The 16,992-nt window shown below is 39.8% G+C and carries 18 protein-coding genes; 6 read left to right on the forward strand and 12 right to left on the reverse strand.

The features are described 5' to 3' along the window. The first annotated feature begins 181 nt into the window (after nt 1-181). From MTF67_RS05595 to MTF67_RS05605, 3 genes are all read left to right on the forward strand, one after another. Nucleotides 182-1,453: an aminotransferase class I/II-fold pyridoxal phosphate-dependent enzyme gene (locus MTF67_RS05595; RefSeq protein WP_248518942.1), complete on the forward strand. Its 1,272-nt coding sequence runs from the start codon at nt 182-184 to the stop codon at nt 1,451-1,453. Nucleotides 1,454-1,710: 257 nt separating this feature from the next. Then, on the forward strand, nt 1,711-2,091 hold the full coding sequence (locus MTF67_RS05600) for a BlaI/MecI/CopY family transcriptional regulator (RefSeq protein WP_248518943.1): 381 nt from the start codon (nt 1,711-1,713) through the stop codon (nt 2,089-2,091). Nucleotides 2,092-2,102: 11 nt separating this feature from the next. Next, the gene (locus MTF67_RS05605) at nt 2,103-3,719 is read left to right on the forward strand and encodes a M56 family metallopeptidase (RefSeq protein WP_248518944.1); all 1,617 of its coding nucleotides are present in this window, start codon (nt 2,103-2,105) and stop codon (nt 3,717-3,719) included. Here MTF67_RS05605 and MTF67_RS05610 read toward each other — a convergent pair. The 11 genes from MTF67_RS05610 to hisG all read right to left on the reverse strand — a co-directional run bounded on the left by MTF67_RS05610 (nt 3,714) and on the right by hisG (nt 12,497). Further along, the gene (locus tag MTF67_RS05610; protein WP_248518945.1) at nt 3,714-4,511 is read right to left on the reverse strand and encodes a glycosyltransferase family 25 protein; all 798 of its coding nucleotides are present in this window, start codon (nt 4,509-4,511) and stop codon (nt 3,714-3,716) included. The genes MTF67_RS05605 and MTF67_RS05610 overlap by 6 nt on opposite strands. A 63-nt stretch (nt 4,512-4,574) precedes the next feature. Continuing rightward, entirely contained in the window at nt 4,575-4,760 is a 186-nt protein-coding gene (locus MTF67_RS05615) for a DUF1289 domain-containing protein (RefSeq protein WP_248518946.1), read from the reverse strand. Between the two features lie 2 nt (nt 4,761-4,762). After that, complete coding sequence (locus tag MTF67_RS05620) at nt 4,763-5,293, reverse strand: hypothetical protein (RefSeq protein ID WP_039037381.1); 531 nt, start codon at nt 5,291-5,293, stop codon at nt 4,763-4,765. Nucleotides 5,294-5,412: 119 nt separating this feature from the next. Continuing rightward, nucleotides 5,413-6,027 carry a bifunctional phosphoribosyl-AMP cyclohydrolase/phosphoribosyl-ATP diphosphatase HisIE gene (gene hisIE, locus MTF67_RS05625; RefSeq protein WP_006793442.1) on the reverse strand — a complete coding sequence of 205 codons (615 nt, stop codon included), beginning with the start codon at nt 6,025-6,027 and terminating at the stop codon, nt 5,413-5,415. Continuing rightward, on the reverse strand, nt 6,018-6,797 hold the full coding sequence (gene hisF, locus MTF67_RS05630; RefSeq protein ID WP_248518947.1) for an imidazole glycerol phosphate synthase subunit HisF: 780 nt from the start codon (nt 6,795-6,797) through the stop codon (nt 6,018-6,020). The genes hisIE and hisF overlap by 10 nt, the downstream gene beginning before the upstream one ends. Continuing rightward, complete coding sequence (locus tag MTF67_RS05635; protein WP_004586383.1) at nt 6,779-7,513, reverse strand: 1-(5-phosphoribosyl)-5-[(5-phosphoribosylamino)methylideneamino] imidazole-4-carboxamide isomerase; 735 nt, start codon at nt 7,511-7,513, stop codon at nt 6,779-6,781. Before MTF67_RS05635 ends, hisF begins: the two co-directional genes overlap by 19 nt. Nucleotides 7,514-7,546: 33 nt before the next feature. Beyond that, entirely contained in the window at nt 7,547-8,137 is a 591-nt protein-coding gene (gene hisH, locus MTF67_RS05640) for an imidazole glycerol phosphate synthase subunit HisH (protein ID WP_004586382.1), read from the reverse strand. After that, complete coding sequence (gene hisB / locus MTF67_RS05645; RefSeq protein WP_039037380.1) at nt 8,134-9,195, reverse strand: bifunctional histidinol-phosphatase/imidazoleglycerol-phosphate dehydratase HisB; 1,062 nt, start codon at nt 9,193-9,195, stop codon at nt 8,134-8,136. Before hisB ends, hisH begins: the two co-directional genes overlap by 4 nt. Further along, nucleotides 9,192-10,301, reverse strand: a complete 1,110-nt coding sequence (hisC, locus tag MTF67_RS05650; RefSeq protein WP_248518948.1) for a histidinol-phosphate transaminase — start codon at nt 10,299-10,301, stop codon at nt 9,192-9,194. Before hisC ends, hisB begins: the two co-directional genes overlap by 4 nt. Next, nucleotides 10,291-11,592 (reverse strand): histidinol dehydrogenase, encoded by a 1,302-nt coding sequence (hisD, locus tag MTF67_RS05655; protein WP_008129145.1) that lies wholly within the window; start codon nt 11,590-11,592, stop codon nt 10,291-10,293. Before hisD ends, hisC begins: the two co-directional genes overlap by 11 nt. Before the next feature lie 5 nt (nt 11,593-11,597). Beyond that, nucleotides 11,598-12,497 carry an ATP phosphoribosyltransferase gene (gene hisG, locus MTF67_RS05660; RefSeq protein WP_008129142.1) on the reverse strand — a complete coding sequence of 300 codons (900 nt, stop codon included), beginning with the start codon at nt 12,495-12,497 and terminating at the stop codon, nt 11,598-11,600. A gap of 407 nt (nt 12,498-12,904) precedes the next feature. Between hisG and MTF67_RS05665 the strand changes: the two genes are divergently transcribed. Then, a complete protein-coding gene (locus MTF67_RS05665) occupies nt 12,905-13,153 on the forward strand; it encodes a hypothetical protein (protein ID WP_058429252.1) in 249 nt (82 codons plus the stop codon). Nucleotides 13,154-13,175: 22 nt separating this feature from the next. Here the strand turns inward: MTF67_RS05665 and MTF67_RS05670 are convergent, their stop codons facing one another. Continuing rightward, a complete protein-coding gene (locus MTF67_RS05670) occupies nt 13,176-14,126 on the reverse strand; it encodes a helix-turn-helix domain-containing protein (RefSeq protein ID WP_243534192.1) in 951 nt (316 codons plus the stop codon). 195 nt (nt 14,127-14,321) lie between these two features. On the opposite strand from MTF67_RS05670, the gene MTF67_RS05675 reads away from it, so the two are divergent. Together MTF67_RS05675 and MTF67_RS05680 are read left to right on the forward strand one after the other, a co-directional pair. Then, a complete protein-coding gene (locus tag MTF67_RS05675) occupies nt 14,322-14,945 on the forward strand; it encodes a transglutaminase-like domain-containing protein (RefSeq protein WP_243534194.1) in 624 nt (207 codons plus the stop codon). A gap of 129 nt (nt 14,946-15,074) precedes the next feature. Beyond that, nucleotides 15,075-16,991 carry an ATP-dependent DNA helicase gene (locus MTF67_RS05680; RefSeq protein WP_010556200.1) on the forward strand — a complete coding sequence of 639 codons (1,917 nt, stop codon included), beginning with the start codon at nt 15,075-15,077 and terminating at the stop codon, nt 16,989-16,991. The last annotated feature ends 1 nt before the right edge of the window (nt 16,992 follow it).

Genomic DNA, 16,992 nt, shown 5'->3' on the forward strand with positions numbered 1-16,992 from the left:
TTAACAAGTTTAGTTCATGCTCTAGTATTAGCTGGTAGGTGCTCTAAAATAAAATCAACTAGTTTAATCATAAATTGTGTATTTATTGATTATAATATCTCTTTATTTTGCTTTTATATTTTTATGTGCATTTAATTACCCTTAAGTGGTATGTTTTAATAATTTACTAAAGGAATTAATTATGAAATTAGAGTCATTAGCACTGCACCATGGTTACGAGTCTGAAGAAACCACGAAATCAGCAGCAGTACCTATTTACAATACCTCATCCTACACGTTTGATAACACGCAACACGGTGCAGATTTATTCGACTTAAAAGTACCTGGTAATATTTACACCCGCATAATGAACCCAACTAATGACGTGCTTGAACAGCGTATTGCTGCAATGGAAGGGGGCATTGGCGCGCTAGCGGTAGCCTCGGGCATGGCAGCTATTACCTATGCGATTCAATGCTTATGTGAAGTAGGCACTAATATTGTCAGCACCAGCCAAGTATATGGCGGTACGTATAATTTATTTGCCCATACATTACCCCGCCAAGGTATTGAAGCGCGTATGATTAAGGCTGATGACTTTAGCGCATTCAAGGATGCCATTGATGACAACACCCGTGCTGTTTTTTGTGAATCTATCGGTAACCCTGCAGGTAATATTGTCGATATTGAGCGTTTAGCTAAGATTGCTCATAGCAAAGGTGTGCCGCTTATTGTTGATAATACTGTGGCTACACCGTATTTATGCCGGCCATTTGAGCTAGGCGCCGATATAGTGGTTCACTCACTGACAAAGTACATAAACGGGCACGGTACAGCTATTGGCGGTATGATCGTTGATTCAGGTCAATTTGATTGGAAAGCCAATGCCACACGCTTTGCAATGATGAACGAGCCCGATCCGTCGTATCACAATGTGGTTTATACCGAAGCCTTTGCTGAAGCTGCATTTATTGGGCGTTGTAGAGTAGTGCCACTGAGAAATACTGGTGCAGCGCTTGCCCCTAAAAACGCATCTGACATTTTAATCGGCCTTGAAACCTTAGGCTTAAGAATGGATCGCCACTGCGAAAACGCGCAGCAACTGGCTGAATACTTAGAAAATCATCCTAAAGTACTTTGGGTTAACTACGCTGGTTTAACATCAAGCCCATATAATGCAATGAGCCAAAAAATCACCAGTGGTAAAGCTTCAGGTATTTTAAGTTTTGGTATCGCGGACGGCCTTGAAGCAGGCACGCGCTTTATTGATGCGCTTAATATGATCCTGCGTTTAGTTAATATTGGCGATGCTAAATCGCTGGCTTGCCACCCAGCATCAACCACGCACCGTCAATTAAATGATGAAGAACTTGCAAGCGCAGGTGTGAGCCGCGATTTAATTCGCCTATCGGTCGGTATTGAAAACATTGCGGACATAATTGCGGATGTAAGCCAAGCGCTCGATAAAGCATAGTTACCTCATACCTTTCATAAAAAACTTTAAAGCATAAAAAGCGTTAGTTGAAAATAAACTATCGTTTTTTATGTTTTTCTAAAATCGATTAATAAGTATACCTCTTTATTTTATCTACCTTTTTTATAAAACCTTCCTAAGACTTTTATATTTCTACCGATTGTTTTTTATTCACATGTCAATTTTGTATTGACACTAAGATTACTTACTACTACATTTGTAACAGTACCACTACAAGTGTAGTAATAGGAGCGACAATGAAACTTAGTGATTTTGAAATGGATATTATGCAGTTGCTCTGGCAGGAAGAACCCTGTACAGCGAGTCAACTACATAAAGTGCTTTTAGCTGATAAGCAAAAAGATAAACAAGTAGCCTATACAACAGTCAAAACTATTGTAGATAGGTTAGAACATAAAGGAGCTATAGAGCGCTGTGGACATGAAGGGCGAGCCATTGTTTTTAGAACAATCGTGACTCAAGACACGTTATCGGAGCAAGCTATGCCAAGTTTTATGCAACGATTTTTTAAAGGTAATTCTCGTAGTTTAATTGCCCACTTTATCAAAGAAGAAAAGCTAAATGATGAAGATATAGAATACTTACAAACGCTTTTAAAAAATAAGAAGTTAGATTAAAGGAGAGGGTAATGACGGATTATTTACTAACTTGCACGCTTATTAGCTTATGTATTTTACTTACAGTAAAAGGATTAAAAAATGCCCCTGCACGATTAAACTTTTACATTTTAATGATTGCCTTGGCATGTTGGTTTATCCCTTGGCAGTACTTTTCCCAGCTACCGTTATTTGAAGGGGCAAATCGTTACACATTCAACGTGGCGCAATTGATTCCCGATGTTAAAGCATTAATACCAAACGCTGAACAAGTAGTAATTAAGGATGAATTACAAAGCGATATGAGTATATGGGACTTATTGCCATCACTTAGTATTGTTTTTATGGTTTTAGTTTTAGCTGGTTTTGGATTGTTTTTATTACGCATGGGCTTATATGTAAAGCTTATAAAAAACTTATACATTAACTCAAAGCCAAGTCCTGAACTTAAACACATCAACAATCAGTATTCAATTAGACTAACAACCCATACAGAGCCAGCTTTTGCTACAGGATTAATAAAGCCTGTTATTTGGTTAGAGTCGACGATGATAAATCGTGAAGAATTAGATTCAGTCATTCAGCACGAGGTAACCCATTTACAACAAGGTGATATTTATTGGACGTGGCTTATTTGTTTTATAGAAAGCGTTTTTTGGTGGAATCCTATCTGCTTAAAGTTAACTGGTTTAGCGCGAGAACAACTTGAACTTAGCTGTGACGAATTGTGTATGGAAAAGCTAAAAGATAAATACCAATTAGATTTAGCCAGTTTATTACTAAAAAAGCAAAACGTTATAAGTAAAAACAACTTTTTTACCCCCCCACTTTTGAATATTGCTCATTCTAAGAGCTTTAATATTCAGAGGATCAAAATGTTAAACAAGGAAAAAACAATGAAAAGTAAATATTTGGTTATGGTTGCGGCGGCAATGTCTTTTAGTGCTTTAGCTGCAGCGCAAATTGTAGATGGTAATACGAGTAGTAAACAGCAAAGTAGTAAAACTTCTCAGGTACCTGTAAAAAGTGAAGCTTATAATCAACAACTTGCACAACTTCTTAAAAGTGCAGCAGGGGCAAAAAGTGATAACTCTGAACTGTTAACCCAAGCTGCGCAAGGCATTCAACAATGGCACTTAAATAGAGATAAACTTGCTGATTTTGAAGAAGCTGAAATCAAACTACAAAGCTTTAGGCTGCTAAATCACGTTTACTCTAAACTTGAGCAATATGAAGATATATTAAGTGCTTACGAAAAATGGTATGAGCCTGGTAGTAACCCGCCTTACTTTTTAAAAAATTCACTAGCAACCGCGTATATACAACTAGGGCGTTATGAGCTTGCAGTTGTAGAGCTTGAAGATTTATCAAAACAGCTTGGAGGGAAACTACATGTTGGATCTGCTGATAACTTAGCACTGGCATATATTTACCTTGCTGATTACGATAAGGCATTAAAAACTCTAGAGCAGGTTGATGCAAAAGATGATGTATACGGAAATATCCTTAAATACTATGTTTATGATAAACAAAATAACCGCAAAAAGATGAACGAAATCAGTAGTAAAATCCCAGAAGTATTTGCAGTTACCCCTGCGTTATTACCGCAAACTGGCATACCAGGTTCTCAGCTTTTAAGGATGTTATAAGCGTTGAGTAATTAAACTTGGAGCCTTTGAGGCTCCTTTTTCATTCTGTTTAAATTTTTTTACAAAGGCGCTTGTATAAACCTTATTAAAGATACAGCTTTTAATTTGTTGTGCTTTACGCCTCAAAAAAGCTTTTTTAACCTTGGTTTTAGTAGCGCAGGTTGCAATATCGCTCTGTATGTCGGTATTTTGTGAAACAGGGTATGGCATAAGCGAAAAACCATTTACGTGGGTTTCCCAAATATGTTGTAAGTCGCAATCTACAGGGCGGCCAAATTGAGCTGTGGCTTTAAGTAATTGCTCAGCCCCTTCATAGCTTATTGCTGTAGCGCAGCAGCCAGTCATTAGCTTTTTATGTATGACTAACTGCTGGTGGTTATTTAGGTTTTGCTGATAGGCAATAGGGCGAGTGCGGTTTTCATAGGCTGCGAGTTTAATAAGTTGCCAGGGCTGGTTTAGCTGCTCAATATTTTTAATCGCGTTATGAATGCTGTCATCAATATAAAAATCATCCTCGAGCACAATCGCGTATTTTAATTTCTCATCAATTATTTTTTGCCATGCTTTACGGTGGCTTAAATAGCAGCCAATTTGGCCGTTGCTTAGCGGATAGTGATACTGTTGTTTATTTAATTGCGGGCTGTAATGTAGGTACTTTTGTAGTGTACTCAATTGTGCGCCATCTACGGCATCAATACGTTCAAATGGCAAGTTAACACGTACCAGTTGCGTTTGAGTATTTGCGAGTCGCTGCGCTGAGCGCGCTAAGTTTATTACAAATAATGCTGCCATGATGTTCACCCCCTAGCGTTTTTAGCAATACTAAAGAGGGGCTGTTACACGCAAGTGGCAAATTTATGGATTTTTTAAGTCAGCTCGCGGCTGTGCTAAAATGGCGTTTTTTTCTTCTTGAGAAAGAATGATCCAATCAAATATTTCTTCATTAGTTCGACCGCACCCACTGCAATAACCGCTGCGACGTTCACATATGCCTAAACAGTCGCTTTTTAATTTAGATGTGTTTTTATTCGTTTTTCGCATTATTAAAATCCTAACGGTGGAGCAATTTCAAAGCGAGTAGAAAACCCATTACCTTCTTGATTTGTAGACAGTGTAATAACCGGATTTTTAGTATCAAGTACAAAGGTGCTGTAAATTGAACTGGCTGTTTCTTTTTGGCTTTCAAACCAACCTGTTTTTGATAGGCATTGGCGTAACTGTTCAGCAAGTGTTTGATGCGAATTTACTGCATGCGTTTGCGCTTTAACAGGTGTTTGGCATTGGTAACTTACTTGCTCAGACTTATTTAAAGTAATTGTACAGGCAGATCCAATGATATGAGTATTAGTGCGCCATTGGTTTGAAAACGGGTTATTCACTTTATCTGTTTTGATTGAATTAAAACCAAACTCATAACCATTTATTAGTTTATTTATGCTGCTACATTCATCGGATGTGACTGTGGTTTTTACAGACTGATTCGTTGTAGTAGCTTTGGTTGTAGTCTGATTAGTTTTGCTTGTACAGCCCGCTAAAATAAACACGATAATAAGAAGGATAATATAGTTTTTCATAGTTCACAGTAACCGATAAATTGAGCCATGCACTATAACACACATCATTTATTCAACTAAAAGGGAAAATAAAAAGGCCCATAAAATATGAGCCTCTTTTTAATTTACTTTAGCAGGCGCTATTTATGGCGACCTTGTAGGCATTTTACAACGTCTTCTAGGGCTAAGCCTTGGCGTTGTAGCAATACAGTAAGGTGATAAATTAAATCAGCCGATTCATTAGTAAGCTCATCGTTATCGTGCTTCATTGCGGCAAGCGCTACTTCTACGCCTTCTTCGCCCACTTTTTGACAGCTACGGCTTAAGTCTTTAGCAAATAATGAAGCGGTGTAGCTTTTTGCTGGGTCGTCGTTTTTACGCTCAACAATCACATCTTCTAATTGCGCTAAAAAGCTTAGGCTAGGTTTTGCATCATCACCAAAGCAGCTTTGTGTGCCTAAGTGGCATGTTGGACCTTCTGGGTTAGCCAGTACTAAAATTGAGTCGTAGTCACAATCGGTATGTACTGAGACTACATTTAAGTAGTTTTCTGATGACTCACCTTTGGTCCATAAACGTGACTTTGAACGCGAGTAAAAGGTTACTTTGTTACTTTCAAGCGTCGCCTTTAGTGCTTCGCTGTTCATAAAGCCTTGCATTAAAATAACACCAGAGCGAGCATCTTGAACAATCGCAGGGATCATTTCGCTTTTAGCAAAATCTACTTGAGTTTGGTTTTGTTGTGTTACTTGCATAGTCTTGCTGCCACTTGGTTATCGGTTAAAAATTGTTTTAATTCGCCAATGTTAATCATATTTTTGTGAAAAACGCTTGCTGCTAATGCGCCATCGACTTCGCTTTGTTTAAATACATCAACAAAATCTTGCATACTGCCTGCACCGCCAGATGCGATTAAAGGAATATTACATAATGCGCGCATTTTACTTAGCTGCTCATTGTCGTAACCGTTACGTACGCCATCTTGGTTCATACAGTTTAAAACAATTTCGCCTGCGCCTAAGTCTTGTACGCGTTTAACCCATTCCTCGGTTTTGTAACGTGTACGGCTTGATGCATTAGGATCGCCGGTTAATTGATACACTAAATACTCGCCGGTCACTTCATCGTAAAAGCTATCAATACCTACAACAACACATTGCTTACCAAATTCATCGTGTAGCTCTTTTATAAGCTCAGGGCGGGCAATAGCAGGGCTGTTAATACTTATTTTGTCAGCGCCACGCTCTAGTACACGTGCTGCATCGGCTACCGATTTAATACCGCCAGCCACACAAAATGGAATATCGATGTGGCGGGCAATGCTCTCTACCCAATTTACATCAAGTAGGCGTTTTTCAACACTTGCGCTGATTTCATAAAAAACCAGTTCATCGGCGCCGGCATCGCTGTATGCTTTTGCCATTGTTAAAATATCGCCCACTATTTCGTGGCCTTTAAATTTAACGCCTTTTACTACCTGGCCGTCTTTTACATCTAAACACGGGATTATGCGTTTTGATAACATGCCAACGCCTCCTCAACACTAAATGCGCCATCAAGCAGTGATTTACCTAAAATAACGCCACCTACGCCAAGCTCTTTAAGCTTTTTAATGTCATCAAGTGAACTTACGCCACCCGAAGCTTGCACTTTAATGCTGCTGTTATGGCGAGTTAAATCTTCGTAAAGCTCAAACGATGGGCCAGTCATGGTGCCATCTTTACTGATGTCCGTGCATAAAAAGTCAATAACGCCCAAGCTTACATAAAAATCTACAAGCTCAAGTAAACCAAACTCAGATTCACTTAACCAACCGTGCGTAGCAGGAGCCCAGCCCGTGGCTGTTTTATTTACATCAAGGGCAATAACAAAGTGCTCTGCGCCAAATTGTTCAATCCAGGCTTTTACTTGCTCGCGTTTTTCTACCGCCATAGAACCAATAACAACTTGGTTAGCGCCGGCTTTTAGCCAATCGCTTACATCTTGCTCTGAGCGAATACCGCCGCCCACTTGGTACGGTACGTTAAGCGCTTTAGTTGCAGCTTGTATATGTTGCCACTGTTTTTTACTTGGATCGCGTGCGCCTTCTAAATCTACAAGGTGCAATTTACCTGCGCCGCTATCGGCGTATTCTTTTAAACGTGCGCCAAGCTCAAAAGGGTAAAACTGAGCAGTGTCGTACTTACCTTGGTATAAACGAACAATTTGATTTTGTAATACGTCTAATGCTGGAATAATCACAAATAATCTCTTTATTGTTGGTTAATGGGCCGTTTATAACTGCCAATCAACAAAATTTTGTAATAAACGTGTGCCTACTTTTGCACTGCGCTCTGGGTGAAATTGCATGCCAGCGTAGTTGTCTTTTGCAACTATGGCTGAAAAGGTTTGGCCGTATTCGCCGCTTACAAGTGTTGCATCGTTTACGGTGTGCGCAAAGCTATGTACAAAGTACACTTGCTCGTCTTGTGTTAAGCCTTTGGTAAGTGCATGCTCTTTATTTACGCTTAAGTTATTCCAACCCATATGCGGCGATGTTAAATTGCCAACATCAAGGGCTTTTACTTGGCCTGGTATTTTACCTAAGCATTGTACGTTACCTTCTTCGGTGCTTTCGCACAGTAACTGCATACCTAAGCAAATTCCCATAAGTGGGCGCTGGTATTCGTTTATAGCTTGTTGCCAGCCGTTATCTACAAGGCGTTTCATGGCAACAGATGCATGTCCAACGCCTGGTAATATTGCACGCTCAAAACCAGCTAATTGCTCTGGTGAGGTAATGACTGTTGGCGTTTGACCTAAGCGTTCAAAGGCAAAGCGTACTGAATTTATATTGGCACACCCGGTATTAATTATGGCAATCATAAACATCCCTTAGAGCTGGCTGTTTGTTGGGTCGTGTCTTGTGCTATTGCCATACGAAGGGCACGTGAAAACGCTTTAAATAAGCCTTCTACTTGGTGATGACAGTTACCGTCGCTGACCGATAAAATAAGGCTAATAGCGGCATTATCGCTTAAGCTTTTGAAAAAGTGCTCCACCATTTGTACGTCTAAATCGCCTGCTTTTTCGCGGCTAAAATTAGCGTTTAATACAAACGAAGCGCGCCCCGATAAGTCAATTTGTGCTTCAGCTTTACATTCATCCATAGGTAGCGCAAAACCATAGCGCGCTATTTGCGATTTAGTGCCAAGCGCTTGTTTAAGCGCAACACCTAGGGCAATACCTATGTCTTCAACAAGGTGGTGCTCGTCTATGTGTAAATCGCCTTTCGCTTTAATATTTAGACCAATGTTGGCGTGGGTGCGAATTTGATCAAGCATATGATCAAAAAAGCCAAGGCCTGTTTCGATACTACCGTTTTTAGTTTGATCTAGGTTTATGGCTACATCAATTTGGGTTTCTTTGGTGTTACGCGTAACACGGCCTTCGCGATTGGCAGTTGTAAGCTTTGTAACAATGGCAGGCCAGCTGCCATCATACAAAATGCCTTCACAACATAAATTTTGAGCAAGGCCAATATCGGTTTGGCGATCGCCAATTACATATGAACGTGCTAAATCAACTTTGCCAGAGCGCATAAGCTCAGTTAATAAACCTGTTTTAGGTTTACGGCAATCACAGTTTTGCTCGTCAAAGTGTGGACAAATCAATACTTCATCAAAGCTAATGCCTTGGCTTTGCATTATGTCCATCATTTTATCTTGGGCTATGTCAAAGTCAGCAGTCGGGAAGCTGTCTGTGCCTAAGCCATCTTGATTCGATACCATCACTAAACGGTACCCTGCGGCTTGTAACTGTAATAAAGCCGGGATAACACCAGGTAAAAACGCTAATTTTTCTAGGCTGTCTACCTGTTTGTCGGTGATTGGCTCTTCAATTATGGTGCCGTCACGGTCAATAAATAAATAGGGGTTACTCATGATACTTCTTGTCCTGATAAAAGAGGTGAGGTTGCTGGCTTATCAAGGCCATCTAACCAAATTTTTACTTGCTCAAGTTCTTGCTCATTACCAATGGAGATACGTAGCCAATCGTCTTCACCGTATAGGGTAAACGCGCGCATCACTAAGCCTTGTTCAAGTGCTACTTTAAAGTAGTTTTTGTCGGCTAATTTTAAGGTAACAAAGTTACCTTCACCAGTGAGAATTTTTAATGCAGCAGGGGATGCGTTTAACCACTGTACAAGCTTAGCCTTTAAACTATTTAAAATAGTCACTTGGCGGCGCATTGATGTAATTGCATCAGGCGCTATGGCTTGTGCAGCAATACTTGCTACCACACCCGATACCGGATACGGCGCAATCACTTTACGAATAGGTGCAAGTACACTTTCTTGTGCAAGTGTAAAACCGGTTCTTAGCCCTGCAAGCGCAAACGCTTTAGATAAAGTGCGCAGTACCACTACATTACTATATTCGTTAATCAGCGCTGTAGCACTTTGCTCAGGGCAAAACTCAATATAGGCTTCATCAACAATAACTAAGGCTTTACCGGCAAGCGCTGTTGCCAGTGCTTTTACTTTTTCAAGGGGGGTTAAGCTACCAGTTGGGTTATTTGGGTTACAAATAAACACTAGTTTTGAGCTGCCCACTGCCTCAACTATTTCATCAACACTGCCATCAAGTAATAGCGCTTGGGTTAAGCCATTGATTGCAACGTTATGCGTATCAGCGGTTACTTTGTACATACCGTAGGTTGGCAAAAATAACGCAATGCTGTCTTTTGCAGGTTCGCAGTAGGTACGTACTAAAAGCTCAATGCCTTCATCGGCGCCGCGCGTCATTAATACGTTTTCGCTTTCAAGCTCTGCATACGCAGCATAGCGGTCAATAACCAATTGCGGTTGTGGATCTGGGTAGCGATTTAAATCTTCAATACTCAGTTCAATATTTTTAGCGTACGGGCTTTCATTGGCATTTAACCACGTTGACCCTGTTAGCTTTTCACTTTTAGCAGAGCTGTAGGCAGCAAGGGCTGCAATATTTTGTGGTAATAAGCTAGTCGCTTGTGCGCTCTCATTGCTCATTTTTAATTGCCTCTAAACGAATTGAAACCGCATTTGCGTGTGCATCAAGGCCTTCTGCATCTGCTAGTGGTAAAATAGCTTTTGACAGCTGTGTTAGGCCACTTTTACTTATAGTTTGTACTGTGTATGTGCGGAAAAAATCAAGCAAGTTTAAGCTTGAATAGGTTGCACTGTAACCGTAGGTAGGTAACACGTGGTTAGTACCCGATGCGTAATCGCCCGCTGATTCTGGCGTGTAGTCGCCAACAAATACCGAGCCTGCATTTTTTACTTTATCTAAGTAAGGTGTTGAATCTGCTAATTGCAAAATTAAGTGCTCAGGGCCATATTGCGCTGATACGTCAAATGCTTGCTCAACAGAGTCCACTAAAATAAGTGATGAATTAGCCAGAGCTTGCTCGGCTGTCTCTTTGCGGCTTAATTTAACAAGCTGACGTGTAAGAGCCTGCTGCGTTTGCTCAATGATACTTTCGCTGTTACACAATAAAATAACTTGCGAGTCTGCGCCGTGCTCAGCTTGCGAGAGTAAATCTGCCGCTATAAATTCTGGGTTTGCACGCTCATCTGCAATAACTAGTACTTCAGAAGGGCCTGCTGGCATATCGATTGCCATACCAGGAATTGTTTGCGCAACAAGCTGTTTGGCCATCGTTACAAAGCTATTACCTGGGCCAAAAATTTTGTTCACTTTAGGCACTGATTCAGTGCCGTAGGCCATTGCGGCAATTGCACCTGCGCCACCACTTTCAATTAAAGTTGTAATGCCACATAACTTAGCTGCATATAATATCGCAGGGTTAATGCTTTCATCACCTTGCACAGGGGTGGCAAGTACGACGGTTTTAGCACCACTTAATTGTGCAAGTACACCTTGCATAATAACCGATGATGGCAGTGGAGCACTGCCGCCAGGTACATAAATACCCACAGCTTCGATGGCCTGATATTTCAGTTCACATTCAACGCCAGGTTGGGTTGATAACTTAATATCTTTAGGCAATTGCGCTTCGTGAAAACGTTTAACGTTTGCATAAGCGGTGTCAATTGCGTATTTAAGCTCTGCGCTTAGTGCTTGCTCTGATGCGTTTATTTCATCAAGCGGTACACGTAAACGAGGGTTAGCTCTATTATCAAACTTTTTAGCCATATCAAGTAAGGCTTTATCGCCTTGCTCTTTCACATCGCTCATAATTGTTTGGCATATAGCTTCAACCTTTGCGCTGGCAGAAACCGCAGGGCGCATTAGCGCCGCTGCTTGTACTTGTGAAGATTCCTCATTCCAACGAAGCATGGTACTTACTCCATCATTTTTTCAATTGGCATTACTAAAATAGAGTTAGCGCCTAGGGCTTTAAGCTGCTCCATTGTTTCCCAAAATAATGTTTCGCTGCTTACCATGTGAAGCGCTACGTACTCTTCATTACCAGCAAGTGCAAGTAGAGTAGGTTGGCCAGAGCCTGGTAAAATTTCGCAAATTTCATCAAGTTTAGTTTTTGGCGCGTGTAGCATAATGTATTTGCTTTCTTTAGCTTGTTTAACACCGCGAAGGCGTGGCATAAGCTTATTGATTAGCGCTAGTTTGTCTTCATCTTGCAGGTCTTTATTTTGAATTAAACATGCGTTTGATTCTAAAATTGTATCACCTTGAATCAAGCCGTTCGCTTCTAGCGTTGCACCGGTTGAAACTAAATCACAAATTGCATCAGAAAGACCGGCACGTGGAGCTACTTCTACTGAGCCTGTAAGCATTACAGTGCTTGCATTAATGCCTTCGCGCTTTAACCACTGCGTTAATATTTCTGGGTAGGTTGTTGCAATACGTTTGCCTTCAAACCAGCTTTTATCACGTGGGCCAAGCTCTTGTGGCCATGCAAGTGCAAGGCGGCAGTAACCAAAGTCTAGTTTTGCTAGTTTGCTAACTTCGCTTGGTACACCTTGGCGTTCACGTTCGGCTTGTACTTCTACTAGTACGTTTTCGCCAACAATACCTAAATCACAAACACCGTCCATTACTAAGCCCGGAATATCGTCATCGCGCACACGAAGTACGTCAATTGGCATATTGGTTGAGTGTGCAATTAAGCGTTGCTCACGTAGGTTTAATTTAACACCTAGTTGCTTTAGTAAATCTTGACAATCTTTAGACAGGCGTCCGCCTTTTTGGATGGCGATACGTAGACGATTTGTGTTATTCATTATTCATTTTCCTTTAATTTAAAAACTAAAAACCCCGAGGGGAACCTCAGGGCGAAAATGAATCAATGTGTTATGAATCGCCAGAGGTTCCTTTTAGGAATAACCTCTCAGCGAAAGACCTGACAGGTTATTCCGGTGAATGGTGGTGATGATGTACTGTTGTCAGGTTTAAGCGCATTTTATTTCCTTTGTGCTGCTCGTTACTAACGTAACGCTCAACAAATATTTGTTTTAATAAATTTCGCGATTATAAAAACATATTATGCACCACTATGGCAAGTGTTTTTTAAGCTTAATTAAAGCATATCTTATAACTGCCGATACTATAGATGTAACCGCATTAGTTTGTATTATATCAATTGGTTGATTTTCACTCACAACTAGGCTTTGGCTTTAAGGATGTATTAATGGATATGATGATCCCTTATTTGGGTAGAATAACGCGACTGTCAATTGAAACTAAAGGGGCATTCCATATTGCAGGTGTGCAAAGTAGCGCGGCGAGTGAAAAAGTAGAACTTGAAAACAAAAAAAAGAGAGAATTACAGAAAAAGAAAAAACTAAACGGTTTAAGTGACGAGACTCAACCGTCAACCCATAAAAAAAGCGTTAATAAAGATGACGATGGTATTGAGCATTTAGACACATGGGCATAAATGCTCATAAAATTAAAACTTATTATTCATTTTTACGCCACTTTGCGGGTGTTAGCCCTGTGTTTTTTTTAAATAGGCGGGTGAAGAAGCTGCTGTTTTCGTAGCCTACGTTAATTGATATTTCGTTTACGGTTTTATCTGTAGACAGTAATAGTTTTTTAGCTTTGTCTATTCTCACTTCTTGCACGTACCTATTTATAGATATACCGGTTGCTTGCGTAAATCGCCTCTTTAAATTGCGCTCACTAAAATTAAAGTATTTTGCTAACTCAACGATTGTGATTACGCTGCTTGAGTGATTATAAATCCAGTCTTGCACCTCACTAATTTTTTCGTCTCTGTGGCTACTATATTTTGGTAATGCAAAATTTAATTTACCAGAGTCAGAAATAAGTAAATGTGTGGCACATTGCTGGGAAAAGCGATCGCCTTTGTCTTTTGCAACTATTTCTAGTAGTACACTTATTCCCGCCTCAAAAGAGCCCGTTGTATAGATACTTCCCATTTTTAAATACGATTTATGATTAATAAACTGGCAGTCGGGAAATAGTTTACTCAATGGTTTAACCAAACTCCAATGAGTTGCAATGGCTGTGTTATTTAACTCGCCTGTGGCGGCTAAAAAATAAGAACCAGTGCTTAAGCTGAGAATAGACGTACTACTATTGATTTTAGGTATTAACCATTCAATTATTAATATACTGCTAGAGGGCATACTCTTTAATTTAGAGCCCTCAATTGGTGGAATAATCACTAAATCATACGGTTTGTCAGAAAGCGAATTATCGGCAACAACAATTGAATTACTTGAGCTTGTTATAGGTGCACCGTCTGTCGTAACTATTTCTACGTTATAACTTTGAGGCAATAAATAATGCGAGTCGAGTAACGAAACAATGGTAAAAAAGTCTTTAGCTAATAATACGCTGACGGCCCAGCATCCCTCGTAGGCAATAATTGCTATATTTTTCATAATTTCATTTGGCCCAATCGGACTGTTAAAAGTACCCGTGCAGACATATTATTTTAATTTTTGTATTAGTAACATTAAAACCTACTTCAAATAGCGGTTAATTTTTAAGTAACTGTTTTAAAGTTATTTTATTTCACATTAAATGCATTTTAAATATTTTAATTTATAAAAATCAGAGTCACAAAGGGGAATGGTTTGCAGCAGTATATACAAAATGATGCTTATTTTAATCAAAAGCACAGTGAAATAAATAACTGGTTGAAAAATGTTAAAGGCCATGACGATCGCACTAAGGCCATTTCAATTTATTACCTTGTAAGAGATGGAATTAAATATGATCCTTTTACACTTTTAGATGGGGCAAAGTCACTTAGTAGTGACTATTGCTTAGACAATAAAGCAGCATACTGTATTCCAAAGGCATCATTACAAATTGCATTGAGCCGAGCTATTAATATTCCTGCCCGCTTGGGTTTGGCAGATGTTCGTAATCATTTAAGTACACCTAAGTTAGACAAGTTACTAAAAAATGATGTGTTTACAATGCACGCTTATGTAGAGCAGTTTATTGAGGGAAAGTGGGTGAAATCGACACCTGCCTTTAATAAAGAGCTATGTGACCTCGTTAGTATAAAGCCATTAGAATTTGATGGAGTAAACCACTCTTTATTTCATCAATTTACTGCTGACGGCGAAAAGCATATGGAGTATTTAAAAGATCATGGGCAATTTGCGGCAATGCCAACGGCACTTATTAACAAAAGTTGTGATCACTATTACCCGCATTTAGCTCTCGATTTTTCAAATGTTGGTAAGTAAATATTTTATATGGGTTGCTCCTTTTGCAGTCTTTAGTACTTAATTTTAATTTTTTATATTTTGTTAGGAGGGGGATTTGCTTGCCCTTGGTTACAGCCTTACGTAAAATCGCGCTATTGTTTTTAAAATGTGATTGCTGTTATCAAACAATTGTTTAGTGCAACCGGCCCCTTAGCGTTATCTTTTGATGGCTACACACCACGTCAACCGCAAATTGATATGGCCGTTGCAGTTGCCCAAGCGTTAAAAAACAGTTCCCAACTCGTTGTTGAGGCCGGCACAGGTACGGGCAAAACGTTCGCTTACTTGGCACCCGCGCTTAAGTCTAAGGGTAGAACAATTATTTCTACTGGCTCTAAAGCATTGCAAGAGCAACTGTATCATCGTGATTTACCTCAATTAGTAAAGGCACTCAGTGCTACAAAAAAAACGGCTTTACTAAAAGGTCGCGCTAATTACTTATGTACTTACAGGCTAAATCAACATGTTGCGCATGTGCCTACAGACGATCCCGATGTTATGCATCAACTTGCCATGGTTGCTAAATTTGCAAGTGAAACACAATCAGGCGATTTAGCTGATTGTATTGGTATAGAAGATGACGCCAAAGTTTTACCTTATGTGAACTCCACTGCAGATAATTGTTTAGGTAAAGAGTGTCCAGACTTTCAAGAGTGTTACATACGAAAAGCGCGTTTAACTGCTGCTGAAGCTGACGTTGTTGTTATTAATCATCACTTATTTTTTGCAGATATGGCTGTTAAAGAAAGTGGCTTTGCTGAATTGATGCCCACAGCCGACGCTTATATTTTTGATGAAGCTCACCAACTAAGCGAAATTGCCAGCGACTATTTTGGTGAAAGTGTAAGTACTAAAAAGCTGGTGGATTTAATTAACGATTTACGCGCGATATACCGAGCTGAAATTCCTGATATGTTACAACTTGGTAAAAGCTTGAATAAATTAGAGACCAGTGTAGCTGATTTACGCTTGCAGTTTGGTGTTGATGGCAGTAGAGGTGATTGGCGAGAAAAGCTTAGCGATAAGCAAATATGTGCAGCACTGCATCGTGTCATTAGCGATTTGGACTTTGTTTATCAAGTACTAAAACTATGCTTAGACAGAAGCGATAAAATAGAACATCCGTTTGAACGGGCTTTAGCATTTAAAGGTCAATTAGAGCGGGTTTTTGATACAGCACAAACTGGTTTTAGTTACTGGTATGAGACAACACGGCGTTTTTTAACTATAAATATTACGCCGTTAAATGTATCGGCAAAATTTTCACAAATGATGCAAGATACCGGTGCTGCATTTGTGTTTACCTCTGCAACGCTCTCGGTTGATAATAAGCTTGACCACTTTAATGCAAGCTTAGGGTTAAAACCAGCACAAAGCATGATGGTTGACAGCCCGTTTGATTACCCAAACCAAGCATTATTGTGTTTGCCAAGATACTTGCCAGAATCGCATGCTGATAATATGCCTCATGCTATTGTAAAATTAACCCTTGAGCTTATAAAATCAGCGCAAGGGCGCTGTTTTGTGCTTTTTACAAGTTACCGTATGATGCATTTAGTTGCAGAGGGGCTCACAACGCAAATAGACTACCCCGTTTATATGCAAGGGCAAATGTCTAAGCGGATTATTTTAGAAAAATTTACCCGCCATGGTAATGCAGTTCTACTCGGTACGGCATCATTTTGGGAAGGGGTAGATGTGAGAGGCAGTACATTAAGCTGTGTTATTATAGATAAATTGCCTTTTGCAGCGCCTGACGACCCCTTGTTGCAAGCTAAAATGCAGGATTGCCAAATGCAGGGAAAAGACCCATTTGCACATATCCAATTACCACAAGCAGTTATTGCCTTAAAGCAAGGTGTAGGGCGATTAATTCGTGATAGCAAAGATAAAGGCGTGCTTGTTATATGTGATAATAGATTAGTAACACGCCAATATGGTCAAGTGTTCTTAAAAAGCTTACCTGCAATGCGTCGTACGCGAAGCTTAGAAGTCGCTAATACATTTTTACAACAAATTAATTAGA

Source organism: Pseudoalteromonas sp. 2CM32C (genome assembly GCF_023161925.1).
In the GTDB taxonomy this organism is placed as follows: Bacteria; Pseudomonadota; Gammaproteobacteria; order Enterobacterales; family Alteromonadaceae; genus Pseudoalteromonas; species Pseudoalteromonas marina.

Bases quoted from the DNA above. Each gene is read 5' to 3' on its own strand.
- MTF67_RS05595 (WP_248518942.1), top strand. From the start codon at position 182: ATGAAATTAGAGTCATTAGCACTGCACCATGGTTACGAGTCTGAAGAA.
- MTF67_RS05600 (WP_248518943.1), top strand. From the start codon at position 1,711: ATGAAACTTAGTGATTTTGAAATGGATATTATGCAGTTGCTCTGGCAG.
- MTF67_RS05605 (WP_248518944.1), top strand. From the start codon at position 2,103: ATGACGGATTATTTACTAACTTGCACGCTTATTAGCTTATGTATTTTA.
- MTF67_RS05610 (WP_248518945.1), bottom strand. From the start codon at position 4,511: ATGGCAGCATTATTTGTAATAAACTTAGCGCGCTCAGCGCAGCGACTC.
- MTF67_RS05615 (WP_248518946.1), bottom strand. From the start codon at position 4,760: ATGCGAAAAACGAATAAAAACACATCTAAATTAAAAAGCGACTGTTTA.
- MTF67_RS05620 (WP_039037381.1), bottom strand. From the start codon at position 5,293: ATGAAAAACTATATTATCCTTCTTATTATCGTGTTTATTTTAGCGGGC.
- hisIE (WP_006793442.1), bottom strand. From the start codon at position 6,027: ATGCAAGTAACACAACAAAACCAAACTCAAGTAGATTTTGCTAAAAGC.
- hisF (WP_248518947.1), bottom strand. From the start codon at position 6,797: ATGTTATCAAAACGCATAATCCCGTGTTTAGATGTAAAAGACGGCCAG.
- hisH (WP_004586382.1), bottom strand. From the start codon at position 8,137: ATGATTGCCATAATTAATACCGGGTGTGCCAATATAAATTCAGTACGC.
- hisB (WP_039037380.1), bottom strand. From the start codon at position 9,195: ATGAGTAACCCCTATTTATTTATTGACCGTGACGGCACCATAATTGAA.
- hisC (WP_248518948.1), bottom strand. From the start codon at position 10,301: ATGAGCAATGAGAGCGCACAAGCGACTAGCTTATTACCACAAAATATT.
- hisD (WP_008129145.1), bottom strand. From the start codon at position 11,592: ATGCTTCGTTGGAATGAGGAATCTTCACAAGTACAAGCAGCGGCGCTA.
- hisG (WP_008129142.1), bottom strand. From the start codon at position 12,497: ATGAATAACACAAATCGTCTACGTATCGCCATCCAAAAAGGCGGACGC.
- MTF67_RS05665 (WP_058429252.1), top strand. From the start codon at position 12,905: ATGGATATGATGATCCCTTATTTGGGTAGAATAACGCGACTGTCAATT.
- MTF67_RS05670 (WP_243534192.1), bottom strand. From the start codon at position 14,126: ATGAAAAATATAGCAATTATTGCCTACGAGGGATGCTGGGCCGTCAGC.